This window comes from Prescottella soli (genome assembly GCF_040024445.1).
Taxonomy (GTDB): Bacteria; Actinomycetota; Actinomycetes; order Mycobacteriales; family Mycobacteriaceae; genus Prescottella; species Prescottella soli.
The window spans coordinates 3,177,464-3,203,375 of record NZ_CP157276.1; the positions used below are offsets into that span (position 1 = coordinate 3,177,464).

General features: G+C 69.1%; 27 protein-coding genes. 13 read left to right on the forward strand and 14 right to left on the reverse strand.

What is annotated here, in order from left to right:
- Positions 1 to 136 precede the first annotated feature (136 nt).
- Entirely contained in the window at positions 137 to 1,009 is an 873-nt protein-coding gene (locus tag ABI214_RS14830) for an alpha/beta fold hydrolase (RefSeq protein ID WP_348603288.1), read from the forward strand.
- On the opposite strand, the gene ABI214_RS14835 is transcribed toward ABI214_RS14830, so the two are convergent.
- Positions 934 to 2,142 carry a YbfB/YjiJ family MFS transporter gene (locus ABI214_RS14835; protein ID WP_348603289.1) on the reverse strand — a complete coding sequence of 403 codons (1,209 nt, stop codon included), beginning with the start codon at positions 2,140 to 2,142 and terminating at the stop codon, positions 934 to 936. The genes ABI214_RS14830 and ABI214_RS14835 overlap by 76 nt on opposite strands.
- A gap of 86 nt (positions 2,143 to 2,228) precedes the next feature.
- On the opposite strand from ABI214_RS14835, the gene ABI214_RS14840 reads away from it, so the two are divergent.
- On the forward strand, positions 2,229 to 3,086 hold the full coding sequence (locus tag ABI214_RS14840; protein ID WP_348603290.1) for a LysR family transcriptional regulator: 858 nt from the start codon (positions 2,229 to 2,231) through the stop codon (positions 3,084 to 3,086).
- 11 nt (positions 3,087 to 3,097) lie between these two features.
- Here ABI214_RS14840 and ABI214_RS14845 read toward each other — a convergent pair whose 3' ends face one another.
- Positions 3,098 to 4,729 carry an FAD-dependent monooxygenase gene (locus ABI214_RS14845; protein WP_348603291.1) on the reverse strand — a complete coding sequence of 544 codons (1,632 nt, stop codon included), beginning with the start codon at positions 4,727 to 4,729 and terminating at the stop codon, positions 3,098 to 3,100.
- 27 nt (positions 4,730 to 4,756) lie between these two features.
- Positions 4,757 to 5,719 carry an MBL fold metallo-hydrolase gene (locus ABI214_RS14850; RefSeq protein WP_348603292.1) on the reverse strand — a complete coding sequence of 321 codons (963 nt, stop codon included), beginning with the start codon at positions 5,717 to 5,719 and terminating at the stop codon, positions 4,757 to 4,759.
- A gap of 128 nt (positions 5,720 to 5,847) precedes the next feature.
- Here ABI214_RS14850 and ABI214_RS14855 point away from each other — a divergent pair, with 128 nt between their 5' ends.
- The 3 genes from ABI214_RS14855 to ABI214_RS14865 all read left to right on the forward strand — a co-directional run bounded on the left by ABI214_RS14855 (position 5,848) and on the right by ABI214_RS14865 (position 8,441).
- A complete protein-coding gene (locus ABI214_RS14855; protein ID WP_127918286.1) occupies positions 5,848 to 6,414 on the forward strand; it encodes a MarR family winged helix-turn-helix transcriptional regulator in 567 nt (188 codons plus the stop codon).
- Positions 6,415 to 6,540: 126 nt separating this feature from the next.
- On the forward strand, positions 6,541 to 6,930 hold the full coding sequence (locus ABI214_RS14860; RefSeq protein WP_348603293.1) for a DUF485 domain-containing protein: 390 nt from the start codon (positions 6,541 to 6,543) through the stop codon (positions 6,928 to 6,930).
- A 2-nt stretch (positions 6,931 to 6,932) separates the two neighbouring features.
- Positions 6,933 to 8,441 (forward strand): solute symporter family protein, encoded by a 1,509-nt coding sequence (locus ABI214_RS14865; RefSeq protein WP_348611654.1) that lies wholly within the window; start codon positions 6,933 to 6,935, stop codon positions 8,439 to 8,441.
- A gap of 160 nt (positions 8,442 to 8,601) precedes the next feature.
- Here the strand turns inward: ABI214_RS14865 and ABI214_RS14870 are convergent, their stop codons facing one another.
- From ABI214_RS14870 to ABI214_RS14890, 5 genes are all read right to left on the reverse strand, one after another.
- The gene (locus ABI214_RS14870; protein WP_348603294.1) at positions 8,602 to 9,807 is read right to left on the reverse strand and encodes an enhanced intracellular survival protein Eis; all 1,206 of its coding nucleotides are present in this window, start codon (positions 9,805 to 9,807) and stop codon (positions 8,602 to 8,604) included.
- 72 nt (positions 9,808 to 9,879) lie between these two features.
- The gene (locus ABI214_RS14875; protein WP_348603295.1) at positions 9,880 to 10,614 is read right to left on the reverse strand and encodes a polyprenol monophosphomannose synthase; all 735 of its coding nucleotides are present in this window, start codon (positions 10,612 to 10,614) and stop codon (positions 9,880 to 9,882) included.
- Positions 10,615 to 10,717: 103 nt separating this feature from the next.
- A complete protein-coding gene (locus ABI214_RS14880; RefSeq protein ID WP_348603296.1) occupies positions 10,718 to 11,116 on the reverse strand; it encodes a VOC family protein in 399 nt (132 codons plus the stop codon).
- A 47-nt stretch (positions 11,117 to 11,163) separates the two neighbouring features.
- Positions 11,164 to 12,408, reverse strand: coding sequence for a DUF418 domain-containing protein (locus tag ABI214_RS14885; RefSeq protein ID WP_348603297.1), 1,245 nt, complete (start codon positions 12,406 to 12,408; stop codon positions 11,164 to 11,166).
- Positions 12,405 to 13,007 carry a TetR/AcrR family transcriptional regulator gene (locus ABI214_RS14890; RefSeq protein WP_348603298.1) on the reverse strand — a complete coding sequence of 201 codons (603 nt, stop codon included), beginning with the start codon at positions 13,005 to 13,007 and terminating at the stop codon, positions 12,405 to 12,407. Before ABI214_RS14890 ends, ABI214_RS14885 begins: the two co-directional genes overlap by 4 nt.
- A 138-nt stretch (positions 13,008 to 13,145) precedes the next feature.
- On the opposite strand from ABI214_RS14890, the gene ABI214_RS14895 reads away from it, so the two are divergent.
- The 4 genes from ABI214_RS14895 to ABI214_RS14910 all read left to right on the forward strand — a co-directional run bounded on the left by ABI214_RS14895 (position 13,146) and on the right by ABI214_RS14910 (position 16,155).
- Complete coding sequence (locus ABI214_RS14895) at positions 13,146 to 13,352, forward strand: hypothetical protein (protein WP_348603299.1); 207 nt, start codon at positions 13,146 to 13,148, stop codon at positions 13,350 to 13,352.
- Positions 13,276 to 14,241, forward strand: coding sequence for a serine hydrolase domain-containing protein (locus ABI214_RS14900; protein WP_348603300.1), 966 nt, complete (start codon positions 13,276 to 13,278; stop codon positions 14,239 to 14,241). The genes ABI214_RS14895 and ABI214_RS14900 overlap by 77 nt, the downstream gene beginning before the upstream one ends.
- 73 nt (positions 14,242 to 14,314) lie before the next feature.
- Entirely contained in the window at positions 14,315 to 14,917 is a 603-nt protein-coding gene (locus tag ABI214_RS14905) for a dihydrofolate reductase family protein (protein WP_348603301.1), read from the forward strand.
- Positions 14,918 to 14,940: 23 nt separating this feature from the next.
- Positions 14,941 to 16,155 (forward strand): serine hydrolase domain-containing protein, encoded by a 1,215-nt coding sequence (locus ABI214_RS14910; protein WP_348603302.1) that lies wholly within the window; start codon positions 14,941 to 14,943, stop codon positions 16,153 to 16,155.
- 64 nt (positions 16,156 to 16,219) lie between these two features.
- Here ABI214_RS14910 and ABI214_RS14915 read toward each other — a convergent pair whose 3' ends face one another.
- Genes ABI214_RS14915 through ABI214_RS14925 form a run of 3 tightly spaced genes read right to left on the reverse strand, consistent with a single transcriptional unit; the run spans position 16,220 to position 19,691 of the window.
- The gene (locus ABI214_RS14915) at positions 16,220 to 17,311 is read right to left on the reverse strand and encodes a tyrosine-protein phosphatase (protein ID WP_348603303.1); all 1,092 of its coding nucleotides are present in this window, start codon (positions 17,309 to 17,311) and stop codon (positions 16,220 to 16,222) included.
- Positions 17,312 to 17,343: 32 nt separating this feature from the next.
- On the reverse strand, positions 17,344 to 18,504 hold the full coding sequence (locus ABI214_RS14920) for a hypothetical protein (RefSeq protein ID WP_348603304.1): 1,161 nt from the start codon (positions 18,502 to 18,504) through the stop codon (positions 17,344 to 17,346).
- Positions 18,504 to 19,691 carry a phosphotransferase family protein gene (locus ABI214_RS14925; RefSeq protein WP_348603305.1) on the reverse strand — a complete coding sequence of 396 codons (1,188 nt, stop codon included), beginning with the start codon at positions 19,689 to 19,691 and terminating at the stop codon, positions 18,504 to 18,506. The genes ABI214_RS14920 and ABI214_RS14925 overlap by 1 nt, the downstream gene beginning before the upstream one ends.
- A 198-nt stretch (positions 19,692 to 19,889) precedes the next feature.
- Here ABI214_RS14925 and ABI214_RS14930 point away from each other — a divergent pair, with 198 nt between their 5' ends.
- Positions 19,890 to 20,486: a TetR/AcrR family transcriptional regulator gene (locus ABI214_RS14930; RefSeq protein ID WP_348603306.1), complete on the forward strand. Its 597-nt coding sequence runs from the start codon at positions 19,890 to 19,892 to the stop codon at positions 20,484 to 20,486.
- Between the two features lie 9 nt (positions 20,487 to 20,495).
- Here ABI214_RS14930 and ABI214_RS14935 read toward each other — a convergent pair whose 3' ends face one another.
- Positions 20,496 to 20,642: a hypothetical protein gene (locus tag ABI214_RS14935; protein ID WP_348603307.1), complete on the reverse strand. Its 147-nt coding sequence runs from the start codon at positions 20,640 to 20,642 to the stop codon at positions 20,496 to 20,498.
- 18 nt (positions 20,643 to 20,660) lie between these two features.
- Positions 20,661 to 21,872 carry a cytochrome P450 gene (locus tag ABI214_RS14940; RefSeq protein WP_348603308.1) on the reverse strand — a complete coding sequence of 404 codons (1,212 nt, stop codon included), beginning with the start codon at positions 21,870 to 21,872 and terminating at the stop codon, positions 20,661 to 20,663.
- Positions 21,873 to 21,957: 85 nt separating this feature from the next.
- Between ABI214_RS14940 and ABI214_RS14945 the strand changes: the two genes are divergently transcribed.
- From ABI214_RS14945 to ABI214_RS14955, 3 genes are all read left to right on the forward strand, one after another.
- Positions 21,958 to 22,854: a helix-turn-helix domain-containing protein gene (locus ABI214_RS14945; protein WP_348603309.1), complete on the forward strand. Its 897-nt coding sequence runs from the start codon at positions 21,958 to 21,960 to the stop codon at positions 22,852 to 22,854.
- Positions 22,851 to 23,222, forward strand: a complete 372-nt coding sequence (locus tag ABI214_RS14950; protein WP_348603310.1) for a limonene-1,2-epoxide hydrolase family protein — start codon at positions 22,851 to 22,853, stop codon at positions 23,220 to 23,222. Before ABI214_RS14945 ends, ABI214_RS14950 begins: the two co-directional genes overlap by 4 nt.
- Before the next feature lie 87 nt (positions 23,223 to 23,309).
- Complete coding sequence (locus tag ABI214_RS14955; protein ID WP_348603311.1) at positions 23,310 to 24,848, forward strand: acyl-CoA synthetase; 1,539 nt, start codon at positions 23,310 to 23,312, stop codon at positions 24,846 to 24,848.
- 90 nt (positions 24,849 to 24,938) lie between these two features.
- Here the strand turns inward: ABI214_RS14955 and ABI214_RS14960 are convergent, their stop codons facing one another.
- Entirely contained in the window at positions 24,939 to 25,784 is an 846-nt protein-coding gene (locus ABI214_RS14960; RefSeq protein WP_348603312.1) for a M23 family metallopeptidase, read from the reverse strand.
- Between the last annotated feature and the right edge of the window lie 128 nt (positions 25,785 to 25,912).

The window sequence follows — 25,912 nt, forward strand, 5'->3', positions numbered from 1 at the left end:
ACGGGAAACCTCACCTATCGGTCGGCTGGCTGGTGAGATCACGGTCGCGCGTTCGAATCGAAACCCCAGCGTCGCCGTCGGTATCGAGATTCGTTGCTAGGCTCCACATTGCTGCGTCAATGGCAGAGGAGTCGTCGTGGTCGATTCAAGCGCTCGTGTCGTTCACCGTAATCTGGATGTCGACGGCGTTCACGTCTTCTATCGCGAGTCCCTGCCAGAGCGGGCCGACGCGCCCGTGTTGCTGCTGCTGCACGGCTTTCCGTCGGGGTCGCACCAGTTCCGTCGGCTCATCGACGCGCTGGGTGCGCGCTACCGGGTGATCGCTCCGGACTGTCCCGGCTCCGGCTACACCGAGACGCCCGATCGATTCGTCTACTCGTTCGACCGACTTGCCGACGTCGTCGAAGGCTTCGTCCAGCGATTGGGTGTGGACCGGTTCGCGATGTACATCTTCGACTTCGGCGCACCGGTCGGATTCAGGATCGCCGAGCGTCGCCCCGAGTGGATCTCGGGTCTGATCGTGCAGAACGGCAACGCCTACGAGGAGGGATTGGGCGACGCACTCCGCCAGCTCGTTGCTCTGGACCCCGAATCACCGGGCACGGCGGACACCGTCGGCAGCTTCATGACCGCGGGGGCCACGCGCGGCCAGTACGAGACGGGTGTTTCGGCCCCCGAGCAGCTCGACCCCGACAGCTGGACCCTCGATCAACACTTCCTCGACCTGCCGGGACGCAAGGAGGCGCAGGCGGCACTGCTCTTCGACTACCACTCCAACGTCGAGCGCTACGACCGTTGGCAGACCTGGTTACGCACGCACACGCCGCCCACCCTCATCGTCTGGGGTCGTCACGATCCGTTCTTCGGCGAGCCCGGCGCGCACGCCTACCTGGGCGATCTGCCCCACGCCGAACTCCACCTCTTCGACACCGGTCATTTCGCGCTCGAGACGCACCTGTCTCGAATCGCTCCTGTCATCGCCGACTTCCTCGACCGCACGACGGTCTGACGGCGTCGGGTCGCAGCCGCCAGAACGGCGGCCACCACGAGAACCACTGCAGCGCAGACGAAGGCCGAGCGGAACCCGTCCCCGAGCATCGGCGCCACCACGAGCGGTCCGAGGATCTGGCCGAGCCCGTAGACCGCGGTCAACGCCGCCGCCGCCCGCGGAATGCCCAGCCCGAGTGCAGAATCCATGGCCAGCAAGGTGATGCCCATGAACGTCCCGCCGAACAGGATCGCCGCGAGCAGGGCGGCTGCCGGGCCGTCGACCAGCGCGGGCAGCAACGCGGAGACGGCCTGCAGCAGCAGTGCGAACGCGAGCAGCGACTCCGCCGACCAGCGGCGCAGCGCCCTCGCCCACAGCAGCGGCGACGGAATCGCGGCGAGTCCGACGACCACCCACGCCGCGGGCCCCGTCCACTCCGCACCCCCGGCCGACACCGCCGCCACCAGGAACGTGCCGAGGATGATGTAGCCCAGGCCCTCGAGGAAGTAGCCGGCGCCGAGTGTCCACCACCGCGCCGACGGGGACGTGCGTGCCCGGGATCCGTCGGCAGGTCGTGGGGGAGGAGCCCCCGGCGGCAGTTTCCAGGCGATCGCGGCATAGGCGGCCGTGGTCGCCGCCGCGACGACCCAGAGCGCATTCCACGACACGACCGGGCCGAGCACCGCGACGAGCAGGCCCGAGGTCGCGATACCGACCCCCACGCCGGTGAACGTCACGCCCGCCGACGGATGGCCGACCACGGCCGTGGCGCAGTAGACGAACACCGCGGCGCTGGCGACGCCGGCGACGGCGCGCGCGACCAGCCACACACGGACGTCCGCCACGGCGACCATCACGAGTTCGCTCGCGACGAGCGCGACGATCGACGAACGGAACAGGGTCCGCGAGCGCGCTCCGGAGGGGTGGACGGCCAGCGCGATGGCGCCCAGGAAGTACCCGAGATAGTTGGCGGTCGCGACCAGCGCGGTATCGGAGTGCGAGATCCCGGTCTGCTCCTGCATCAGGGGGAGCAGCGGGGTGTACACGAATCGGCCGACACCCATCGCCGCGGCGAGTCCCGCCGCGGCGCGCACCACCGTCGCGCGGGCGTGCCGGGGCGAGGCCGCCGTTTCGGTCCGGGTCGGCAGATTCACTTCGATCCCCCTTCGTCGCCACGACGCTATGCGCAGTCGAAGGTCGTACGGAAATGCCGGTTCGTCGGCATCTATGCTTGGCGATTATGAATGTCGAGCTGCGGCATCTGCGGGCGTTGGTCGCGGTGATCGATGCCGGAACCTTCACCTCCGCGGCCGAGCGACTGAACATCACGCAACCCGCGTTGACCCGAACGATCCAGCAACTCGAAGCGACCCTCGGAACCCGCCTGCTGGATCGGACGTCGCGGTCGATGACGCCGACCGAGGACGGGCGGGCGTTCGCGGAGCGTATTCGCCTCGTGCTCGGCGATCTGGATGCCGCGATCGCGTCCGCGCAGAGCAACCGGACGGTGCGGCTCGGATTCAGCTGGCTGCTTCCGGACCCGTGGGCGCACGACACGATCGCCGCGTGCGAGGAACGCTCGGGTGCGCGCGTGCTGTTGCAACGGTGCGACGATCCGCTGACGGCGCTGCGCGACGGCGCCATCGATGCGGCTGTGATGCGCGGGCCGGTCCCCGACGGGGTGTTGGCCGTGCATCACCTGTTCTCGGAGCCGAGGATCGCGGCAGTCAGCGCCCGCTCACCTCTCGCGGAGCGGGACACGGTCACGTGGGACGAACTGGGTACGTACCCGTTGGTCGTCAACACCCTGACCGGGACGACGCGCGCCGAGTCCTGGACGGAACCCGACCCGAGTCGAGAGATCGTGACCTGCACCAACTTCGACGAGTGGTTGGAGTTGATCGCCGCCGACCGGGGAGTGGGGGCGGTGCCGATCGCCGCCCGACGTCGCGTGCACCACCACAACGTCCGCTTCGTCGACATCGACGACGCCGCTCCGACCGCGGTGAGCCTGGTGTACGTCGCGTCCCGCGTGACCCCACTGGTGCGGGTCCTGCGGGACTGCGCGCTGACCGAGGCCCACCGCGTCCGGCGGTGAGTCAGCCGACGTCAGCCGGCCTGTCGGTCGCCGACCGTCACCTCGACGCCCACGGCCCGTCGCAGCGCGGCCGCGAGTGCCTGGCGGTCACTGCCGTCGACCACCGCGGCGATGTGGGCGTCGGGCCGGACGACCCACACCTCGTTCGCCTCGGCTCTGGTTGCGGCCGTGAGCAGCCCGCTGGTGTCGACGTCGGCGAGTGCATGGAGCCGGATCGGGGCGTGCGTCGCGGCCAGCGCGATCCGTCGGACCTCGGCCGGATCCACGTCGCCGCCGTGCAGCAGCAGCACGCCGTGCCGGGCGATCTCCCGGAGTCGGGCGCAGCTCTGTCCGCGCACGCTCACCGGGACGTCCGGCACCAGCACACCCGGCACCGGGGCGGGTGAGACGCCCCGCTCCGGGCGGCCGGCGAACGGACGCCGGGCGTCCGGCGTCGTCAGGGGCGAGTCGACGTACCAGAAGGGTTCGGCCAGACGCCCCGAGTCCACGGCGGCCCGCGCCGCGGGATCGGACGTCGCGGCCTCGAGCGTCGACAGGCGTCGGGCGTGCTGCTCGTCGGTCTGCGGCACCAGGAAGTCCATCGTCGCGGACGTGACGTCCAGGTTCTCCTCGGCGGCCGCGCGCCGCTCGAGGTCGTAGGTCTCGAGCAGCGACGGGTCGGCCCACCCGCGCAGCACGAACGCCAGCTTCCACGCGGCGTTCTCGGCGTCGCCGACACCGGAGTTCAGCCCGCGCGCACCGAACGGCGAGACGATGTGCGCGCAGTCTCCCGCCAGCAGGACCCGGCCCACCCGCATGCGGTCCGCGAGCCGAGCGTGGAAGCGGTACACCGACTTCCACACGATCCGGTACGGCGTGTCGCCGATGATCTGGCGGATCCGGGTGTCCAGCGCGCCGCTGTCGGCCTCGGCGTCGAGGTCGTAGTCGCCCGGCACCTGCCAGTCGATGCGGAACGTCGAGTCCGGGCACGGGTGGATCAGCACCTGGCGGCCCGGGTTCCACTCGGGGTCGAAGTAGAAGCGCCGCTCGTTGCCCCAGCCCGGGATGTCGGCCTGGATGTCGCAGATGAGGAACTTGTCGTCGAACGACCGGCCGGGGAACCCGACGCCGAGCTGGCGGCGCAGCTCACTGCTGCGCGACCCGGTGGCCATCACCGCGTAGTCGGCGGCCACCGTCACCGGGCCGGCGTCCGTCGCGCACACGAGCCGGACCTCGGCCGCGTCCTGGTCGATGCGCTCGACCGGGTGGCCCCACCGCACCTCGATGAGCGGCTGCTTGGCGATCGCGTCGTCGAGCAGTTCCTCGGTGCGGGCCTGGGAGACGTTGACGAAGGGCGGGAACGGCGACTGGCCGTGGTCGACGAACTGCTGCGAGAACAGCTCGTGCTCGCGGTGGAACGTGCGCGCGGTGTCCCACGTGACGCCCTCGGACGCGATCTGTTCCCCGACGCCGATCGCGGCCCACACCTCGAGCACGTCCCGCTGCTGGCAGATCGCCTTGGACCCGATCGGATCCCGCTCGGCCCGCCCGTCGAGCAGCACCACCCGCACGCCCCACCGCGCGAGCAGCAGGGCGGTGGTCTGCCCGACCGGGCCGTTGCCGATCACGGCGACGGTGCCGGTGTGAATGTGGTTGACGCCCATCGTGAAACCTCCTGATGCCTGCCCGACTCAGCCCTGCAGCTGGGCCCAGACCTCGCGGTCGCGCTCCGCCGTCCAGATCACCGGGCGCTCGATACCGGACAGCTCGTCCCACACGCGGGAGACGTCGAACGGCAGGCAGTGCTCGAAGATCGGCCAGTGGCCGTACTTCTCGAACAGGGCGGCGTGGGTGGCCTCGAACGCCTCCTTGAGGGTGCCGCCACGCTGCTGGACCGCGCCGACCTCGGTGAGCATCACGTTCAGGAAGTGGCGGGTCTGCTCGATCGCGGCATCGACCTCCGCGCGGCCCCGGCTCACAGCACCGCGTCCACCGATCAGCGCCTCGGCACCGAGGGCCTTGACCCCGTCGAGAGTGCCTGTGGCCCAGTCGCGGTGGAAGGCGTCGCCGGTGTAGAGCGCGGCCTGCGCCTCGACGAGGTCGCCGGCGAAGAGGATCTTCTGCTGCGGCAGCCACGCGACGATGTCGCCCTCGGTGTGTCCGCGGCCGAGGTGCTTGAGCACCAGATCGCCGCGGTCACCGCCGAGGTCGATGGTCAGCTCGTCGGAGAACGTCATGGTGGGCCACGTCAGACCGGGCACGGAATCGGCGCCCTTCGCCAGGCGCGGCATGCGGCCGAACTCGGACGCCCAGTCCTCCTTGCCGCGCTCGGCGATCAGCTTGCGGGTGTTCTCGTGCGCGACGATGATCTCGGCGTCGAACGCGGACGCGCCCAACACCCGCACCGCGTGGTAGTGCGAGAGCACCAGGTAGCGCACCGGCTTGTCGGTGTGCTGGCGCAGCTTCGCAAGCCAGTCCTGTGCGGCGACCGGCGTCGCGAGGGCCTCGAAGCAGACGAGGAAGTCCTCGCCCTCGATCGCCCCCAGGTTGGGGTCGCCCTCGGCCGTGAGCGCGTAGACGCCGTCGGCGAGGACCTCCAGGGTCTGCTCCTTCTCGCCGAGATCGGCGGAGGACGCGAAGGACAGTTCGGCCATGGGATCACCTCGAATAGTAAAAGCTTTGATTGAATATGTGGACAAGGTAAGCCGTGTCACACGAGATATGCAAGTCTTTGACCAAATCCGGTCCGAAATTCGCGGGTACGGGCTCTAATCTGTCCGGCATGACCGACGCCGACCGCGTGAACGCTGCGAGCCGTGACGGCCGCGAGGACATCGACGACCTCGACTTCCTGTCGTTCGTCGACTTCGCGGTGCGCAAGACGACCCGGGCGATGCCCGACGTCGACCCGGTGTCGATGAAACTCGTCCTCGAACTGACCCGTGTCGCCAGCGCGCTGGTCTACGACCTCGAATCCACCGTGCACCGTCCCGGCGGGTGGAGTTGGCCCGGCTTCCGGGTGCTGTTCGTGCTGTGGCTGGCCGGCCCCAGCGAGGCCAAGCGGGTGGCGAAGCTGTCCGGCATGAGCCGCGCGGCGGTGTCCGCCCTGGTCAACACCCTCGAACGCGACGGGTACGTAACGCGTCGTCGCTCGGACGTGGACCGTCGGGCCGTCGAGTTGCGGCTGACCGACGCCGGGCTCGAGGCCATCACCACGACGTACGCCGAGCACAACCGGCGCGAGCAGGTCTGGGCGAGCGCGCTCACCAAGCCTGAGCGGACGATCCTGATCGGACTGCTGGAGAAGCTGGCGACGTCGTCGTCGCCGGAGCTCCACACCCGCGACTGACTCGACCGAAGGGTTCTTGTCCGGCCGCTTTCGCAGGTTTCCTGCGTCGGGCGGCCGGCCCCTTGCATCTTGTGACTGCCATCACCTACGGTATGCCCACCATGCAGTGGTCAAAGCCTTGACCACATGCCTTCCGCTCATATCCCCGAGGTGACCATGTCGCTTGGCCTGTCGCCGGCCGATGCCGCGCGCCCAGACTCCCCGGCTTCGCCGGATCCGTTAGCCGCCGATGCCGGCCTCGACGCGATTCTCGCCGTCGCTCGCCGTCGTCGCCGCGTCTCGCTCGTCTCGGCGGCGGTGCTCCTGACCGTCTTCATGGGCTACATCGTGCTGACGACCTCGACCAGCGTGCTGTCCGGTCGATTCGCCGGCCTCGGCCTGGCCTACTGGGCCGGCTTCGGGGTCTTCGTCGGAATCCTCGTCGTCGCGCAGTTCTACGTCCGCTGGGCGCGCCGCATGGACGGCATCATCGATGCTCACCTGGCCGAGCTCGATCTCCCGAAGGCTGGTGAGTGACAATGGGTTTGAGCGTCACCATCGTGGTCGCCATCATCGGCGTCACGCTCGCGATCACCTACCTGGCCGCCAAGCGCAACACCTCCACCGACTCGCACTACGTGGCCGAGGGGCAGGTCGGCCCGATCGGCAACGGCCTCGCCATCTCGGGTGACTACGTCTCGGCGGCGTCGTTCCTCGGCATCACCGGCCTCATCGCGCTGTCGGGCTTCAACGGCTTCTACCTGGCGACGGCGGTCCCGCTGGCCTACCTGCTGGTGCTGCTGATCATCGCCGAGCCGCTGCGCAACCTCGGCCGCTTCACCCTCGCCGACGCCGTCGCCGCCCGGTTCGACGGACGGGGACTGCGCGCGTGCCTCGCCGTCACCACGATCGTCATCTCGGCGATGTACATGGTGATCCAGTTCGTCGGCGCCGGCCTGCTGGTGCAGGCCCTGCTCGGCATCAAGTTCTGGGTGGCCGTCGTCGTGCTGGGCCTGCTCATGGTCGTCTACACGATGTTCGGCGGCATGCTCGCGACCACGTGGGTGCAGGTGCTCAAGACGGGCCTGCTGCTCGGCGGCACCGCGCTGATCCTGTTCCTGGTGATGATGAAGTACGGCCCCAGCCCGTTCCATGTGGTCGACGCTGTTCCGGACGCGGTTGCGTCGTCGCACCCGCAGACCACCACCAAGACGTTCGACATCATCTCGCAGCAGCTCGCGCTCGCGCTCGGCGTGATGGGTCTGCCGCACGTCATGGTCCGGTTCCTCACCGTCAAGGACGCGCGCGCCGCCCGCAAGTCCGGTGTCGTGGCGCTGTGGATCTTCAGCATCTTCTACCTGGTGCTGCCGTTCATCGGCTACGGCGCTCTCCGCGCGATCGGGAAGGACGAGATCTTGAAGGCGCACCCGCAGGGCAACCTCGCGGTGGTGCAGCTGGCCCGTGAGCTCGGCGGTCCGGTCCTCGAGGCGGTCATCATCGGCATCACGCTCGCGACCATCCTCGCGGTGCTGGCCGGCGTCGCGATCGCCACCTCCGGCGCCTTCGCCCACGACCTCTACACGCACGTCATCAAGAACGGAAATGCTTCGGCGGAAAAGCAATTGAAGGTCGCGCGGATCTCGCTGCTCGGCATCGCGATCGTCGCGATGTTCCTCGCGCTCGGCGCCAAGGGCTTCAATCTCGGCTTCCTCGCCAACGTCGCATTCGCCGTCGCGGCGAGCACCAGCCTGCCTGTGCTGCTGCTGAGCATCTACTGGAAGGGCTTCAACCGGGTCGGCGCCACGTGGGCGCTGGTCGGTGGCCTGATCGTCAGCCTCGGCCTGGTTGCGATCAGCCCGAACATCCTCGGCCCCACCGGACTCGTGCACGGGATCGATCCGATCTTCCCGCTCACCATCCCGGCCCTGGTGTCGGTGCCCGCCGGCTTCCTGTTCGCCTACATCGGCTCGCTCGTCGGCCGCGGCCGTCCCGACGCCGCCGGCACGGACTTCGCGGAGATCGAACGACGGGCGCTCATCGGTCGCTGACCGGCGTCGTACGAAGGCCCCCGCCGCGTGCTCGCGGCGGGGGCCTTCGTCGTCGAGAAGGTCGTCTACGACGCGCTCCCGGACCCGAACGGCGACGGTCGATCGTCCGAAGATGCCACGCTATCCGTTCGTTGTCACCCGGATCGGGTGAAATCCGGGCTCAGAATCCCCAACCGAGCACCGCCGGACGGTCAGAGACGAACGCCGAGTCGAACCGGGCCAGATCGCGATCCGATGCCGCCCGCACCCGCCCGGCGGCGGCGAACGGACGGAGACGGTGGGCTCCCAGATACAGACTGCCCAGCACGTCGAGATCGAGCGAGATGCGGGGTGATGCGTCGGTCGGTCGGCACTGCGCGCGCCCGTCACGCACCGTCAGGGTGAACGTGCCCCCTGCGTCGAGATACGGGTCGCGGACCTCGACGACCGTGTCGAGGTCGGCGGCGTACGTGCGGGCCTCCAGGGCTGCGGGTACGTCCATGATCCGCAGCCAGAGGTCGTCGACGACACGGCTGGTGCGCAGCAGCCGGGAATCGGTGAGCATCAGGCGCAGCGGATCGTCGACCTGCACGGTGGCCTCGACGTGCGCCATCAGGTCCAGTCCGCACAGCGCGCGCCACAGCGCCGCGCGGGCGCCGTCCGTCACCGCCACCAGCTCCTCGACGACCGCGGTCCTCGTGTCGTCGTCGCCTCGGCGTCGGAACATCGCGTAGCCGTCGGGGTGGAGCAGGAAGAACAGCGCCGAGCCGCCGCGCCGGTTGGCCTCCGGATCGGCGAACGTGTAGTCCCAGTGAGGTTTCGGTCGTGCTTGCGCTCCCGGCGTGATGCGACGCCAGCGGTCGTAGATCTCGGGCAGCTGTAGCGCGGCGGATGTCGCGTCGACCGCGCGAACCCCGCCCGGGTCCGGGGCGTCGCCGCGGAATCGTGCGAATCGGCGGTCCAAGGTCACGTCGGAGGCGACGGTGGCCGGGCCGTATCCGAACCGGCCGTAGATGCCGGCCTCGCTCGCGGTCAGGGCGGACAGCGGCGTGCCGGTGGCGGCGATCCCCGCGTGCAGATGCGCGAACATCGCACGCAGCACGCCGCGACGCCGATGCGTCGGCGCCACGGACACCCAGGAGACGCCGCGCACGGGCAGCTGCCGCCCACCGGGCACGGTGACCTTGAGCGGCAGATGCGCCGCCACCCCGATCGGGACACCGTCGTCGGTGGCGAGCACGACCTCCTCGGTTCGCATCAACGCCCTGCCGAGTGTCCGATCCTCCTCGGTCGGGTGGTACCCGAAAGCCACCGAGTCGAGAAGCTCGATCGCCGGCCAATCGCTGTCGGTGGCGGTGCGGACCTGGATGCCTGCTGGGGACGTCATGCTTGCCGATGGTGGCAGCATTCGGTCCGGAACGCCCGTGATTATTCGGGCGAGCGCTCGCCTACGTGGCGGTCAGCGCTTCTTGCCGAACCGCAGCTTCCACGGCACCAGGGCCGACTCGAGCTGCACGGCGAGGCTCATCTTCGACACGCCCTCGGTGCGCTCCTCGAAACGGATCGGGACCTCGGCGATGCGCATGCCGCGGCTGGTGGTCCGGTAGTTCATCTCCACCTGGAACGAGTAGCCGTTGCTGTGGATCGACGCGACGTCGATTGCCTCGAGGGTGCGCGCGTGCCACGCCTTGAAGCCGGCGGTCGCGTCCTTCACGCCGAGCCGCAGGATCGCGTTGACGTAGAAGTTGGCCCACGCCGACAGCGCCTTGCGGTGCCACGGCCAGTCGCTCGCGACCGCGCCGCCCGGGACGTACCGCGAGCCGAGGACGACCGCGGCGTCGGTGGTGGTCAGGGTGCTGATCATCGTCGGGATGACCTCGGCGGGGTGCGAGAGGTCGGCGTCCATCTGGATGACGATGTCGGCGCCGTCCTCGAGTGCGCGCGTCATGCCGGCGACGTAGGCGCGTCCGAGGCCGTCCTTGACGGTGCGGTGCAGCACCCGGATCGGGATCGGCCCGTCGATCGCCAGCTTCTCCGCGACCTCTCCGGTGCCGTCGGGGGAGTTGTCGTCGACGACCAGCAGGTGCAGGTTCGGTACCTCCAACACAGCCAGCCGCTCGACGAGTTTCGGCAGATTGTCGCGTTCGTTGTACGTGGGTACAACGACGGTCGTCTTCGGCGAGCTGGTGTTCATGGTGCCTTCCTGGTGATCACACGGTGTCGTCTCCGGCAAATCGAGTGTGGTCATGAATGCAGGCGAAGGCAACTTACCTGGGGGTTTCCGGGTGTTCACAGGGCTATTGGGCGATGTTCACCATCCACGAGACGCCGAACCGGTCGGCGCAGGCCCCGAACGTGTCGCCCCACATCTGCTTCTCGAGCGGCACCTGGACGGTGCCTGACGAGGACAGCTTGTCCCAGTAGCCGCGGAGGTCCTCGGCGTCGTCGCCGCTCAGGCTCACCGCCATGTCGGTGCCGACCTTGTGTTCCATCCCGGGCGGTGTGTCCGCACCCATGATCGTGAACCCGCTGTCAGTCTCGAGCATCGCGTGCATGATCTTGTCACCGTCGTCCGGCGAACCGAGCTCGCCGAAGGTGGTCATGTTCAGGGTGCCGCCGAAGATGCTCTTGTAGAACTCCATCGCCTCGCGGGCATTGCCGGCGAAGCTGATGTAGGGATTGAGGCGAGAGGCCACGGGATGCTCCTAAGGTCGTCCGGAATCTGTCGATCGGTGACGCGGAACTACTCTTCGCTGTCACGACGGTACCGCCGATCGGTGCGTGTCGGGACGGTTCGAGGGGACCGCCACGGCGGCACCTCGGCGAGCGTTACCGCTCGCAGCACCCACTCGGCGGGGCCGTACGGGTGTCCCCGCAGCCAGAGGCGGCTGGCCGCCATCTGGACGAGGAACACGACCGGCACGACGGCGACCACCGCGAGCGGCGGCAGCCGGTCGACGAGACCGAGGCCGTAGCCCGTGAACAGCACGCCCAGCAGCAACGACTGCACCAGGTAGTTGGTCAGCGCCGCCTTGCCCATCGGCGCGACCGCCGTCTCGACCCGGCGGCCGAAGGCGGTCCGGAACAGCAGCAGCGCGGCCACCACGTATGTCGCGGTGAGTGCGGGCGCCGTCAGCTGTCCGAAGCCGAACGCCACCGTCTCCAGCCCGCCTCCCGGCGCGTACGCCGCGGCGAGGGCATACGTGGCGGCACCGATCAGGCCGACCGGAAGGCCGAAGACGAGGATGCGTTTCATGACGTCCCGGTACCGTTCGGGATCCGCGAACACCCGCAGCCGGCCGGCGGCGAAGCCGAAGAAGAACATCGCCATCGCGCTCGGACCCTGCAGCAGCCAGAGGGCGGCGAGCGTGTCCGGCAGGTGCCCCGAATGGAAGGCCAGGGTCGCGGTCGCGTCGCCCTGGAACGCCGAGAGCTTGCCGACCGCGTCGGATGCGGACGAGCCGGTGACGTCGCCGACGGCGAGTTGCGCGACGCCGAGAAGCATCCACACCGCGGACGACGCGACGATCAGCATCGCCCCGAGCCTGAGCGCGGTCGCCGGGGAGATGTTCCGGCAGGCCACGAGGACGAGCCCGAGAAGGGCGTACGTGGACAGGATCTCGCCGTAGTAGAGGGCGGCGCCGTGCAGCAGCCCGATCGCCAGCAGCCCGCCCTGCCGACGCAGCATTCGCGGAACGAACCCGCGTCCGGCCCGCTCCGCGGCGGCCATCTGCAGGGTGAAGCTGTAGCCGAACAGGAAGGAGAACAGCAGATAGAACTTGGTCTCGAACAGCAGCGACACGACGAAGCGCACGGCGTGATCGATCCCGGAATCGAAGCCGGGGTTCGTCTCCGTCGACGCGTAGTACGGGTCGGCGAAGGCCCAGATGTTGACCGCCAGGATGCCGAACAGCGCGAACCCGCGCAGCGCGTCGACGTTCTGCAGGCGGCGGGCGCGTTCCGGAGCCCGCGACGTCGTCCCGGTCACGACGCCGCGCCCCGGAGGAGCTGGCTGACGATGCGGCGGAGCACCGCCGCCTGCGCCTCGGGCCGGAAGTCCGGATCGGCCGCGACGCGGGCGAACATGCCGTCGACGAGCGCGGCGATCCAGGTCGCCGCGTCCTGGGCGCTGAGGTCGGTGTCGAGCTGTCCCGCGGCCGCGGCCCGTGCGAGCAGATCCTCGAGGCTCTGCCGGAAGCTCGCGTCGTTGGCCTTGAACCGCACCGCGACGTCGTCGTCGCGGTGGGCGAGCGCCGAGATCTCCAGCGCCAAACCGGAGTAGGTGGAGTCGGCCGCGAGGCGGCAGACGTCGTCGAGGAGGACCAGCAGCGCGCCGAACGGATCGTCCGCCGCGGCGAGCTCCGTGACCGACGTCGCCGTTTCGGCGCCGTCACGTTCGATCAGCGCCAGCAACACCGCCTGCTTGGTCGGGAAGTAGTGGAAGAGATTCCCGGAACTCATGCCCGCCAGCGCGCAGATGTCCGCCGTGCGCGTCGCGTGATACCCCCGCTCGGCGAAACAGCGGGCCGCAGCGTCGAGCAGTTCGGTCCTCTTGGCCTCACGTGCTGCCTCGTCGACGATTCGCATGCGCGCTCCTGGGTCGGAATTAATAAATTGAGTGCTCACTTAATTAATAACCCTTGTGGGGCCCGGGGGCAAGACCGGGGTCGAGATCCGGGTGTTCCCCGATGTTCCGGCGCCGGTGACCGCCATAGGTTCGACGGCATGCGCTCACCACTTCTCCTGTCGGGCCTCGCTGTCGGAACCGTGCTGCTGGTGGCCGGCTGCTCGGCGTTCGCCCGCATCGACGCCCTGCAGGACGATCTGAACGCACTCACCGGCTCGGGTGTCGCCGGTGCCGTCGCCACCGTGGACGCCGACCCGGACGACGATCGTCGTCACCAGCGGCGTCGGCGACCGGGCGACCGGTGAGCCGATGCCCGACGCCGGCCGGATCCGGATCGGCAGTGTCACCAAGCCGTTCACCGCCACGATCGTGATGCAGCTCGTGTCCGAGGGTCGGGTGCAGCTGGACGCGCCGATCGACACGTACCTGCCCGGCGTGCTGAACGCGAACGGAACCGACGGGCGAGCGATCACGGTCCGTCAACTCCTGCAGCATCGCAGCGGGATTCCCGAATTCGCCGGCGAGCCGGGCGCCGACGAGCTGGTGGCGGCGGCCCGCAACACGACCCTCGCGCCGGCCGAGGCCGTCGCGATCGCGCTGCGGCAGCCGCCGCAGTTCGAGCCCGGCACCCGCTTCGCCTACACCAACACCAACTACATCGTGTTGGGAATGCTCATCGAACGAGTCACCGGCCGTACCTATTCCGACGAACTCGCCTCGCGCATCGTCGGTCCGCTCGGCCTGTCCGACACGTATCTCCCCGCTCCCGGGGAGACGGAGATTCGCGGCGACCACCCGCACGGTTACCAGTCGACGCCCGACGGTGTCGTCGACGTCTCCCGGATCGAGCCGTCGATTCCCTGGGCGGCCGGGGCGCTGGTGTCGACGGGCCACGACCTCAACACGTTCTGGCGCGCCCTGCTCGGCGGAAAGCTGGTTCCGGCGGCGCAACTCGACGAGATGACGACGCCGCAGTCCGGTGCGAGCGAGGAGGAGGGTCGCGGATATGGGCTGGGTGTGGGATCGACCGATCTGCCGTGCCGGACCCGCTACGTCGGTCACAGCGGTGGAATCCCCGGCTACTACACGACTTCCGGGGCGACGAGGGACCGGGCCGTGACGATCGTGCTGACACAGTCACCGGAAACGCGGCCCGACCTCGAGAAGATCCTCGCGCACGCGCTGTGCCCGTGACGGACCCGCCCGGCCCCTGGCGGCGGCGAATCATCGGACCCTCCCGCTAGTGTGTCGGCACGGGAGGTGCGCCATGGGTGGCACAGGGCGGTTGGTCGTCGCGATGCAGGTGTCCGCGGACGGCTGTGTGAGCAGTGAAGTGCCGGGTGCGGACTGGCAGTTGTGGAACTGGGGACCGCAGTGGCCGTGGAGCGCGGACCTGCGGGCATCGTTCAACCGCCTGCTGGCCGGCGCCTCGGGGATCGTGCTGAGCCGACCGATGGCGGACGAGGGATACCTGGGCCACTGGGAGCGGATGGCCGCCCTCCACCCCGGCGACACGGACTGGGAGTTCAGCCGGACGATCGGGGCGCTGCCCAAGTTCGTGGTGTCCCGGGCGGGGCGCCCGGACCGGCAGTGGCCGCGTACGGAGGTGCTCAACGGCGAACTGGCCGAGACCGTGGCCCGGGCGAAGGAGCGGGCGGGCGGGACACTGCTGTGCTTCGGGGGAGCGGGGCTGGTCTCCGCGCTGCTGCGCGAGGGGCTGGCCGAGGAGCTGCGACTGTTCGTCAACCCCGGGTTCGCCGGGGCGGGCGCAAGCGTGTTCGGGCCGTGGCTCGTGGAGCAGGGGTATCGGTCCGCCGGCACGGCGTCACACGAGTGCGGGATCGTCGAGAGCCACTGGTCACGGGGATGACCGGGAACAGCGGGGAACGATCGATGACTGAAAACATCACTGCCGCGGATTCTTCCGTGGAGTCGTCTCCGCCGGAACGGCGCCGGCGGCGCCGGCTGAAGCGGGTCGCGGTCTCGGGCTTGGTCGCCGTCGTCGTGCTCGGTGCCGGGGCCTTCGGGGCGGCTGCGTTGGACATCCCGGCGCCGCCGACCCTCGTGCACCTGCTGACCGACGCGCCGTCGACCCAGGGGCAACTGTTCGCCGCCCGGACCGTCGCGGCGCCCGCGCAGGCGCGACCCCTGCCGGTGCAGCCGGCCCCGCTACCGGAGACGGTGCCGTGGAAGGGCGGGCAGATCACCGTCTCCGAGTTCCTGGACACCACGCACTCCAACGCGTTCGTCGTGCTCCGCGACGGGGCGATCACGCACGAGTGGTACCGGGACGGCGTCGGCCCGACGACGCCGAACGCGTCGTGGTCGGTGGCGAAGTCGATCGTCTCGCTGCTGGTAGGCCGTGCGATCGAGTCCGGCAAGCTCGCCGAGGACGACCGGCTCGTGGACGTACTTCCCGGTCTGGCGACCGGCGGGCCGTACGACTCGATCACGATCCGTGATCTGCTCGACATGGCGTCCGGCGTCGACGTTTCCGAGAACTACAACCCGTACTTCCCGTTCACCGGCACGGCGCGGATGTATCTCACGACGGACCTTGCCGGGTTCGTTCGCGATCACCGTGGATTGCAGTTCGATCCGGGCACCGAGGGGGAGTACCGCAGCGTCGACACGCAGCTACTCGGACAGGCGGTGGCCGCTGTCGAGGGCCGTCCGCTCGGCGAACTGCTCGAGAGCGGTATCTGGGGTCCGGTCGGCGCGGAGGACGACGCGACCTGGAACCTCGACCGGGCCGGCGGCCAGGAGAAGGCGTTCTGCTGCATCAACGCGACCGCCCGAGACTTCGCGAAGGTGGGGCAGCTGGTTCTCGACGGTGGTCGTGTCGGGAATTCGCAGGTGGTCCCGGAGGCTTGGATCCGTCGGCTGAGTACCCCTGCGGCCCATGATGTCTCGGGTTGGGGATACTCGGCGCAGTGGTGGCATCCCACGGGCGGCAACGGCCGTGACTTCTCCGCGATCGGTGTCTACGGCCAGTACATCTATGTGGATCCCGCGTCGCGCACCGTCGTCGTCAAGCTCAGCGACCACGGCACCGAACAGGACGAGATCGACACGATCGACGTGTTCCGCGCGCTCGCAGCGTCGTAAAACGGGGAAACCCGGGCGGTCCTGGTCGGGGTCAGGACCGCCCGGGTGCTTGGGGGCGAGCTCGTCAGAGGTTGAGCTTCTTCGCCAGCTTCGCGATGGTCATCTGCTCGAGACCGATGCCGTCGGCCAGGTAGGCGATCGGGCCGCCGTAGTCCGCGCGCATCTGCTCGAACGCGGCTGCGAGGTAGCTCTTGTCGACGCCCAGGACGGGTTCGATGTTCAGCGCAGCCTGTTCGCCGAGGCCTGCCCGGATCTGGGCAAGCGCCTTCGCGTTCGACTCGGCGAGGTACTCATTGCTGAGCAGGTAGTCGTCGACGATGGTCTGTTCCTGCACGCCGGAGATGGTCAGCAGGAGGGCGGAGATCCAGCCGGTACGGTCCTTGCCGCCGGTGCAGTGGATGAGCACGGGGCCGTTGCTGTTCGCGATCTCTGTGAGTATCTGCTTCAAGCCCGCGCGCTTGGCCGGGTCGGTGACGAAGCTGCGGTTGACGTTCTCCATGAACTGTCGACCCTCTTCGGGCGACTGGAGCGACTGCGCCAGCGCCGCCAGATCGCCGAAGTCGATCGGGATGTTCTTGTAGTCGGCCCCGGCCGGAATCTTGTCGGCGCCGCCGACCAGCGGATCGGCGATCTCGGTGGCGCTGCGCACGTCGTAGACGTGCTTGATGTTCAGCGACGCCAGGGTCGCCAGGTCCTCGTCGCTGGCGGATGCCAGATCGTTCGAGCGGTAGATCACGCCACGCTTCAGGTGGCGGTTGGCGAGGGCCTCGTAGCCGCCGCCCTCGTTTCCGGCGACGTCGCGGAAGTTGGCGATCGATGCCAGGCGCGGTGTCGGGGCGAGGTGGACGTCGGCCGAGCCGGAGCCGAGGGAGCCCAGCGCGCCCGCAGGGAGTTGCGGCGTGGTCGGGTTCGGGGTGGTGGTCGGGTCCGGCGTGGTGGTCCCGTCCGGGGTGGAGCCGAGGGATCCCAGCAACTCCGCAGGGATTTGCAGCGTGGGCGGTGGAGTGGTGGTGGTCGGGTTCGGGGTGGTGGTGGGCGGTTCGGTCGTGTCCTGCGCGGCGGCGATCATGTTGCCGGAGAGGAGCATTCCTCCGGCGAGGAGCAGGGCGGTGGCGGACCGGGTGGTCCGCACGCGTAACGGGCTGGTGCCCTTCATATGGAGATTCCTTTCGTGGTGGTGGTGGTGTTTCAGGGGGCGACGTCGGCGGCGCCGGTGAATCCGTATCGGTCGCAGGGGCCGATGATGCCGACCTCGAGGAGGCCGGAGCCGACGTGGGTCTCGCCGTCCTCGGTGAGGGTGAAGCGGGCGAGGTTGTCGACGGGGCAGAAGAGTTTCTTCCAGGGTTCGATGTCGGCGACCTTCTCGCGCAGGCCCTGCACGACGAGTTCGCCCTGCCACATGCCGTGGCGCCAGTCCTGTTCGAGGCCGTACCCGGTCCCGACGCCGAGGTAGTGGGGGAGGACCGGTTCGCAAGCGACGGTGAGGACTTCGTCGGGTTTGCCGTAGCCGCCCGGGCGGTGGAACTCGAGGCTGGCGTGGGAGACCTCGCGGGTGCCGGGGACGAACGTGAGGTCGTGTTCGGGGCGGCCGAGCCATTCGGGTTCGCGGGTGCGGTCGGTCCAGACGCGGGTGGCGTCCTCGATGATGCGGCGGCCGTGGCGGTCCTCCTGCATGATCGCGACGATCGAGAACTCCTCGAATTGCATGATCGTGTAGATCCAGAAGAAGTTCTGCTCGGCCGCGAGCGCGGGATCCGCACGGCGGCCGGGGGGTTCGGCCTCGCCGACCGGGCGCACACCCCAGGAGCGGTCGCGGTTGCCGCGCCAGGTGTCGGGGGTGACGGGGATGGTCTCGCCGTCGACGGTGAGCGTCCCGGACCAGCGTCCGGTCTGGACGAAGCGTTGGGTGTCGAAGGTGACGCGTTCGAGTTGGCGGTGGAAGTGCCTGGCCTCCAAGGCTGCCGGGACGTCGGATTCGAAGACGAGGTCGAACGACAGGTCGGGGGCCTCGGGGGTGGGTTCGAGGACGACGCGGAGGCGGTGGAGGCCTTCGAGGACCTCGATGCGCAGCGGTCCGACGGTGACGTCCATGCGGTCGGAGCCGAGGGCCTTCGACGCGCGGGCGACGATGTGGTCGTTGCCGCGGCGCAGGACCGCGAACCCGTCGGTGACACCGAGATTGGGGTATTGGCCGAGGCCGATGATGAGGAACAGCGGTTCGCCGTCGTGGTCGAGGCCGGGGTGGCAGTTGAAGTAGTAGCGGTCGTAGAAGTTGCGGTCGGAGGTGCCGACGTGCCGGATGGGTTCGGCGATCTGGTGGACCGGGAAATCGTCCATGGGCGAAAGCATTACGCCGCTCCTTCGCTGTCGATGCGGTTCCAGTAGGTGCCGGCGAGCATGTCCTCGAGCGTCTTGCGGTGCAGGATCATGTCGTCCGGGTCGGCGGGCGCTTCGGCCTGGCCGAAGGCGACGGCGCGGCTCTGGACGCGGAACATGATGATCGCGTGCCGCAGGGCGGCGTAGAGGGTGTAGAAGTCGAGATCCGCGGCGGTGTGACCGGTGTGTTCGTGATACGTCGACGCGACGTCGTCGCGGCGCAGGAAGTCCGGCAGGCCGGGCAGCCCGGCCATCGTGGCCAGATCCTCGAAGAACCGGTGCTGGAAGATCATCCAACCGAGATCGATCTCCCGCGGCCCGAGGGCGGCCATCTCCCAGTCGAGTACGGCCGCCGGCTCGAAGTCGCGGTAGATGACGTTGCCGACGCGCGAGTCGCCCCAGCACAGCACGGCCGGCCCCGCAGGGGTGGGCCGGTGGGCGTCGAGCCAGTCCAGGCCGCGCTCGATGAGCGGCACGCGCGGACCGGATTCGACGGCCCACTCGTAGTAGCGTCGCTGCCCGTCGACGTGGGCGCGCAGCGCGGCGTCCGCGGTGACGGCGACGGAACCGAGATCATCGCGCAGGCTCGGAAAGAGCTGGGCAGGTTCAGGAATGGCGTGGAGATCGGCGAGCATGCGTACCGAGGCGTCCTGCAGGCGCCTACGGTCCTCCTCGGACCCCTCGGACAGCCACGAGCCGAAGTTGTACGGCATCACGTCCGGCGGAACCAGGCCGTCGACACGTTCCATCACGAAGAACTCGCCGCCGAGGGCCTCGGGGGAGGCCTCGGACCAGTACACACGCGGGACGGGGACTGAGGAGTGCTCGCCGACCGTCTTGATCACGTCGAACTGTTGGCCGATATTGTACGACGGGAAGATCGGGACCCCGGTCGGGGCGGGTGCGATACGGGCCACCAGGTAGTGGTGACGCTGTTGCCCGTCCTCGTTCCACAGGGCGTCGAAGAGGACGGTCTCGTTCGACATGCCGTTCGCGGCCGGTACCTGTACGTCGGTGACCTGCGGATCGGCGCCTGCGGGCAGCTTCGTGCCCAGCCAGGCCTGTAGACGGGCGGCGAGCTCGGCCGGGTCCGTGCGGGAGGCAACGGGCCGGGCCACCTCGGAGAAGTCCTGATCCCCGGTTGTCTTCTCGGAACTCATGGCGACCTTTCGACGGTCGGAGGCGCGCAAGGCCTCACGTGCGTTGAAATTCGGTGCGGCACAGCGGGTACAGCGAGTTCTGGTTGCGGCCCCGGTATGTCTCTCGGGGCGCGCAGGGCGCTAGTCGATACATTGCGTATCGTCTATGCCGTGACACAATGTAACGACCATCACACTTCGACGCAAGGGGTCTCTTCGATGCCCAGGAAGCGGCAGGCGCAGCACCGGCTGGGGCCGCAACGAGATCCTGCGATCGACGAGGCCGTGCTGCGGGCGACGCGGGAGCTGCTGATCGAGAACGGCTATGCCGCGACCTCGATCGACGCGATCGCCACGCGTGCCGGTGTGGGTCGGCCGACGATCTATCGGCGCTGGCCGTCGAAGGCGCACATCGTGCACGACGCGGTGTATCCGGTGATGGAGTCGGAGAACGTGTCCGACGATCTCGATATCGCCGAGGAGATCGGCAGACTGACGTACGGCGCGGTCGCACTGTTCGGCGATGCGGCCGCGCGGGAGGCCGTGCCCGGGCTGATGAGCGAGGGCCGCGGCGACCCGGAACTGCGCAAGGCACTGGTCACCGACCAGCTCGAGGTGATCCGCGAGGAACTCGGCGACCGGATCGCCCGGGCGGTCGACGCCGGCGAACTGCGTGAGGGCATCGACGCGGACACCCTCCTCGACGCCATCGCCGGCGCCGCGATCTTCGCGCAGTCGGCGCGTGACGTCCAGGACCAGCAGCGGCTGGCGTCGACGCTCGTCGATCTGGTGCTGAACGGCGTGCTGCCGCGGTGAGCGAGGCGCTCAGCCCGCCAGATCGTCCGGGCCGATCGCATCTTCGCGCCATTCCCGCGCGCTGAGCGGGGCGTCGAATCGCAGCCGGCGCCGGGCGAACCAGGCGCCGGCGACGGCGATTCCGAGGACGAGAACGATCCGGCTGTGACTGCTCATGCGACCAATCTTGCCGCCCTATCCGCGATCCCACTCCACCAGAAGCGAATTGGGTCCGCGCAGGGCGACGCCCACCTGGCTCGTGACCCGCGCCTGCTCGGCCGCGCCTTCCTGTAGACGCATGCCGGGCAGGCGGTCGAGCAGGATGGTCAGGGCCGTGTTCAGTTCGGCGAGCGCCAGCCAGCTGCCCGCACAGCTGTGCGGGCCCTGCCCGAACGCGAGCATCGACGTGCTCCGGCGGGTGATGTCGAACCGGTGCGGATCGGCGTGGATCGCGGGGTCGCGTAGCGCCGCGTTGATCGAGAAGATCATCGGTGTCAGTGCCGGGATCTCGATCCCGTTCCAGGTGGTCGCCTCCGGGCACGCGCGCGGCAGCAGGCCCACCGGCGGCTCCCAGCGCAGGCCCTCCCAGATCGCCCACTGGACGTGCTCGGCCGGGTTCGACCGCAATAGGTCCAGCTGTTCCGGGTGGGTCAGCAGCGCCGAGAGGGTGTTCCCGAGGGCGAGCATGGTCGTGTCGGCGCCGGCCGGGAACAGCAGGCGCAGGAACGACAGGATCTGCTCGTCGTCGAGTGTCTCGCCCTCCGCGGACTCGGTGACGAGCATCGAGATCAGGTCGTGGCCGGGGTTGCGCCGCCGTTCGGCGAGGATCGGGGTGACGTGGTCGGTGAACTCCCGGGACGCGCGCACGGCCGCCTCGGGGTCGAGGGGGAAGTAGAAGAGGTCGTGCGCCCAGCGGTGGACGGTCGCCTCGTCCTCGACGGGCAGCCCGAGCAGGCGGCTGATGATCAGCACGGGGTAGCGGGTGGTGAATTCCGCGACCAGATCGGCGGTGCCGCGATCGGCGAACCGGTCGATCAACTCGTGCGCGAGGGGTTCGAGGATCGGTTCGATGTAGGACGCGATCCTGCTGCGGCGGAACGGCGGCGAGACGATCGCGCGGCTGACCCTGTGCTCGCGGCCGGCCATGCACTGCAACGTCTTCCCCAGCACCGGGCCGGTGGTCATCGGATAGATCGCGGAGGCGGGAAAGGTCTCCTCGTCCTTGAAGGCGGCCGACACGAGGTCGTGGGTGAGCAACAGGACGGCCTTGACCCCGGCGAACGGGACCACGGCGTAAGGCTTCTCGGCGCGCAGGCGCTCGAGGATCGCGTGCACCTCCGGTGCGTCCTGGAACGCGAAGTCGACCCCCTCGATGTCGACGGTGTCGAGCAGGGACGGAGCGGTCATCGGTCGGAACCCTTCCAACAGGTGACACGAATATTCGTGTCACGTGAGCCGAATATCGGTTACAGTGCCGAGGGTAGGAGGAAACATGGACCGTGACAAGGGTGGGAGTGGATCGCCGCCGACCGATCGCGTCGTGGCGGTCGTCGAACTGCTGGCCGGGCGTGAGATGCCTTGCACCATCGCCGAGATCGCGGACGGGCTGCAACTGAGCCGCTCGACCGTCGGCGCGGTGCTCGGTGCGCTCGACACGCACGGCTGGGTGCAGCGGGGGCCGGATCTGCGGTATCGGTTGGGTTCGCGGCTGGCCGGGGTCGCCGAGGCGGCGCGCGCGGCGATGGGCGCACCGCCCGGCCTCGACGACGCCCTGGCGCGCCTGGCCGCGCAGGTCGACTGCGGGGCGGCGCTCGGTGTGGTGTCCGCGACCGAACTGACCTTCGTGGCGGTCGACGCGGGGCGGGGGCGGCTCCCCGCCGGCATCGCCGCAGGGACGCGGCTGCCGTTGCGGGCACCCGCGGGCGCGGCCGTCATCGCATTCGCGGACGAGGCTCGGCAGCGGCGCTGGCTGGGGACTGTGCCGCGGGAGGCGCAGGCCGAGACCGCGGCGGTGCTCGAACGGATCCGGACGGCCGGTGTGGGTGTGTGGGGCATCGGCGCCGCCGACCCCGGCACGCTCGACATCCTCACCGACGTGGTGGAGCTGCTCGCCGAGGATCCGTCGCAGCACACCCTCCGGGCAAGAGTCCTGGCCCTGCTCGCGGGAATCAGTGGACGCCCTTACAGTGCAATGGATCTCGACAGCGACGACGCCCTGCCGATCAGCTATCTCGTCGCGCCGGTGTTCGACTCCGACGGTTGCGCTGTGTGGGAACTGCAGATCGGCCCGTTGCGTTCCGCGGTCACGCCCGAGGAACGTGCACACTACATCGAACAACTGACCCGAACCGCTCGGGAACTGGATACGAGAACAGGAGTGAACACATGAGTGCTGCTGCCGACCTGGTCACGGAGTTCTGTGGTCTGTGGTCCGACCCGGACCCCGCCGTGATTGCGGAATACTTCACCGAAGACGCTGTGTACCACAATATTCCGATGGATCCAGTGAAGGGTCGCGATGCCATCCGGGAGTTTCTCGAGGGCTTCCTGGCCACGTTCGACGGCATCGACTTCCAGATCCACCGGCAGGTCGAGGCCGGCGGTGTCGTGATGAACGAACGCACCGACGTGCTCCGCGGGCTCGGCAAGGAGACCCCGCTGCCGGTCATGGGTGTGTTCGAGGTGGTCGACGGAAAGATCGCAGCCTGGCGCGACTACTTCGACATGGGGGCAGTCACCGCGGCATTCGGCGGCTGATCTTCGCGCGGATGCGCGAAACTACACAATCCGCGCGCAAAAAAACAGCCCTTACGCAATAGTTGGACGTCCTATAACCTGCGTCACATGGATGAGGATCCGCGCATCGACACCGTCGACGGAGTGCTCCGGCGGGCCGCCGCCAGGCAGCCCGGCCGCACTGCCCTGACATTCGACGACCGCACCTGGACGTACCGCGAACTCGACGACGCCGTCACCCGCGCCGCCGGGCGCCTGCTCGGACTCGGGCTCGCACCCGGCGACCGGGTGGCGGGGTACGGCGTCAACTCCGACGCGCACGTCATTGGTTTCCTGGCCTGCGCCCGCGCCGGCCTGGTCCACGTGCCGGTGAACTATGCGCTCACCGGCAGCGAATTGCGGTACCTGCTGACGCAGTCCGGAGCGCGGGCCGTGCTCGTGGACCCCGCGCTCGCGGCCAACCTCGAATCGGTGCGCGCGGAGCTCGACGTCGAGCACGTCGTCCCGCTGCGCGACACCTCCGGATCGCTGCTCGAGTCCGGTCTGGCCGGCGACGTCCCGCAGCTGACCGCGGGTGCGTCGAGCGGTGACCTGGTCCAGCTGCTCTACACCTCCGGAACGACGTCGAAGCCCAAGGGCGCCATGATGACCCACGGCGCACTGGTCCACGAGTACGTGTCGTCGGTGATCGCGCTGGGGCTGAACGCCGACGACAACCCGCTGATCTGCATGCCGCTCTACCATTCGGCGGGAATGCACGTGTTCATGCTTCCCTACCTGTCGGTGGGGGCGACTGTGCACCTGATGCAGGCGCCCGACATCCCCGAGATCCTGCGTCGCATCGAGGCGGACCGGATCGGCTCGCTGTTCCTCGCGCCGACGGTCTGGGTCCCGCTCGCCGGCCACCCGGATCTCGACACCCGCGATCTCTCGTCGTTGAAGAAGGCGCAGTACGGTGCGTCGATCATGCCGGTCACCGTGCTGAACCGCCTGCGGGAGCGGTACCCGGATCTCGGCTTCTACAACTGCTTCGGGCAGTCCGAGATCGGGCCGCTCGCCACCGTGCTCGGACCCGCGGACCACGAGGAGCGTCCGTCGTCGTGCGGGCGGGCGGTGTTCTTCGTCGAGACCAGGGTGGTCGACGCCGACGGCAACGACGTGCCCGACGGCGAGCCGGGGGAGATCCTCTACCGCTCTCCGCAGCTGTGCCAGGGGTATTGGGAGAACCCGGAGGCCACCGCGGAGGCGTTCCGCGACGGCTGGTTCCACTCCGGCGACATGGTGACCCGCGACCCCGCGGGGTACATCACGGTCGTGGACCGCATCAAGGATGTGATCAACACCGGTGGCATCCTCGTCGCGTCACGGGAGGTGGAGGACGCCCTCTACACGCATCCCGCGGTGGCGGAGGTCGCCGTCATCGGCATTCCCGACGAGAAGTGGATCGAGGCGGTGACGGCGGTCGTCGCGCTGCGCGACGACGCCGACCCGGACGCGGTCACCGCCGACGTGCTCATCGAGCACGTCCGGCAGCATATCGCGCCCTTCAAGGTGCCCAAGCGAATTCGCTTCGTGTCGGCCCTGCCGCGAAACCAGAGCGGCAAGCTCCTCAAGCGCGAACTGCGGGGCGAGCTCGATCCGGTCTGACGGGAGTCAGTGTGCCGACGGCCCGGTCCCACCGAATGTGGTGGGGCCGGGCCGCCGGCGTCTGCCGTCGTGGTGTTCGGCGAGCGTCACTCACCAGGTGAGGGCAACGCCCTTGTCTCGCAGCCAGATCTGTGGATCGACCTGGTAGCCGTCCGGATCCCAGGTCTCGAAGTGGAGGTGCGGGCCCGTGGACTGCCCGCGGTTGCCGACCGTGGCGATCTGCTGACCGGCGACGACGCGGTCACCGACGTCGGCGGTGAAGGTGTCGACGTGGCCGTACACGGTGATGGAGCCGTCGTCGTGCTGGACGCGGACCCACTGGCCGAAGCCGGACGCCGGGCCCGCATTGATGACGATGCCGTCCGCGGCCGAGAAGATCGGCGTGCCCAGGTTGGCGCCGATGTCGATGCCGTTGTGATGCGTTCCCCAGCGCGGGCCGTAGGTGGAAGTGAGGAAGCCCGACACGGGCTGGACGAACAGGGCGCGCGGCGGCGGCGCGATGAACGGGGCCGGCATGGGGGCGGGAACCGGTGCTGCCTCGAGTACGGGCGCCGGGGCCGGTGCCGGGGCGGCGTCGAGCAGTAGGGCGGGCATCGGCGCCGACTGCGGCGCGGGCGCGGCCGCGGGTGCGATCAGCTTCGGTGCGGGCGTCCACTGCCCGGCCGACGGCGGTGTCCACGCCTGCTGTGCGCTGTCGGACAGGGCCGCGATGTTGATGCCGGGCAGGAACTGGCCGGCGGGCAGCTGGAGCTGGACGTTGCCGGCGTCGGGCAGGCGCAGGGGCGCGGCGGACGCGGTGGCGGCGCCGATCTGCACGCTTCCTGCGAGCAGCGCGCCGGTTGCGACGGCGACGGCCGCGGCCTTCAGCGAACGGTGACCGCGGACGGTCGTGGCAGCCTGGAATTCGGAACTAAGCGTCCTGTGGTGATTGGCCACAGTGGTTACCTCATTTGTGGTCTCTGGTCGGTCCTGCGGGACGCAACCTCGGATCTTTCGTCACGGAAAGGTAACAAAGGGGTATCGACACGTCTAGCGTGACCGAATCTTTACCTTCATGGTTTATG

Bases quoted from the DNA above. Each gene is read 5' to 3' on its own strand.
- ABI214_RS14945 (WP_348603309.1), top strand. From the start codon at position 21,958: ATGGACCGTGACAAGGGTGGGAGTGGATCGCCGCCGACCGATCGCGTC.
- ABI214_RS14935 (WP_348603307.1), bottom strand. From the start codon at position 20,642: ATGAGCAGTCACAGCCGGATCGTTCTCGTCCTCGGAATCGCCGTCGCC.
- ABI214_RS14920 (WP_348603304.1), bottom strand. From the start codon at position 18,504: ATGCTTTCGCCCATGGACGATTTCCCGGTCCACCAGATCGCCGAACCC.
- ABI214_RS14955 (WP_348603311.1), top strand. From the start codon at position 23,310: ATGGATGAGGATCCGCGCATCGACACCGTCGACGGAGTGCTCCGGCGG.
- ABI214_RS14855 (WP_127918286.1), top strand. From the start codon at position 5,848: ATGACCGACGCCGACCGCGTGAACGCTGCGAGCCGTGACGGCCGCGAG.
- ABI214_RS14940 (WP_348603308.1), bottom strand. From the start codon at position 21,872: ATGACCGCTCCGTCCCTGCTCGACACCGTCGACATCGAGGGGGTCGAC.
- ABI214_RS14950 (WP_348603310.1), top strand. From the start codon at position 22,851: ATGAGTGCTGCTGCCGACCTGGTCACGGAGTTCTGTGGTCTGTGGTCC.
- ABI214_RS14875 (WP_348603295.1), bottom strand. From the start codon at position 10,614: ATGAACACCAGCTCGCCGAAGACGACCGTCGTTGTACCCACGTACAAC.
- ABI214_RS14905 (WP_348603301.1), top strand. From the start codon at position 14,315: ATGGGTGGCACAGGGCGGTTGGTCGTCGCGATGCAGGTGTCCGCGGAC.
- ABI214_RS14890 (WP_348603298.1), bottom strand. From the start codon at position 13,007: ATGCGAATCGTCGACGAGGCAGCACGTGAGGCCAAGAGGACCGAACTG.
- ABI214_RS14870 (WP_348603294.1), bottom strand. From the start codon at position 9,807: ATGACGTCCCCAGCAGGCATCCAGGTCCGCACCGCCACCGACAGCGAT.
- ABI214_RS14865 (WP_348611654.1), top strand. From the start codon at position 6,933: ATGGGTTTGAGCGTCACCATCGTGGTCGCCATCATCGGCGTCACGCTC.
- ABI214_RS14840 (WP_348603290.1), top strand. From the start codon at position 2,229: ATGAATGTCGAGCTGCGGCATCTGCGGGCGTTGGTCGCGGTGATCGAT.
- ABI214_RS14925 (WP_348603305.1), bottom strand. From the start codon at position 19,691: ATGAGTTCCGAGAAGACAACCGGGGATCAGGACTTCTCCGAGGTGGCC.
- ABI214_RS14860 (WP_348603293.1), top strand. From the start codon at position 6,541: ATGCCTTCCGCTCATATCCCCGAGGTGACCATGTCGCTTGGCCTGTCG.
- ABI214_RS14850 (WP_348603292.1), bottom strand. From the start codon at position 5,719: ATGGCCGAACTGTCCTTCGCGTCCTCCGCCGATCTCGGCGAGAAGGAG.
- ABI214_RS14915 (WP_348603303.1), bottom strand. From the start codon at position 17,311: ATGAAGGGCACCAGCCCGTTACGCGTGCGGACCACCCGGTCCGCCACC.
- ABI214_RS14895 (WP_348603299.1), top strand. From the start codon at position 13,146: ATGCGCTCACCACTTCTCCTGTCGGGCCTCGCTGTCGGAACCGTGCTG.
- ABI214_RS14910 (WP_348603302.1), top strand. From the start codon at position 14,941: ATGACTGAAAACATCACTGCCGCGGATTCTTCCGTGGAGTCGTCTCCG.
- ABI214_RS14930 (WP_348603306.1), top strand. From the start codon at position 19,890: ATGCCCAGGAAGCGGCAGGCGCAGCACCGGCTGGGGCCGCAACGAGAT.
- ABI214_RS14845 (WP_348603291.1), bottom strand. From the start codon at position 4,729: ATGGGCGTCAACCACATTCACACCGGCACCGTCGCCGTGATCGGCAAC.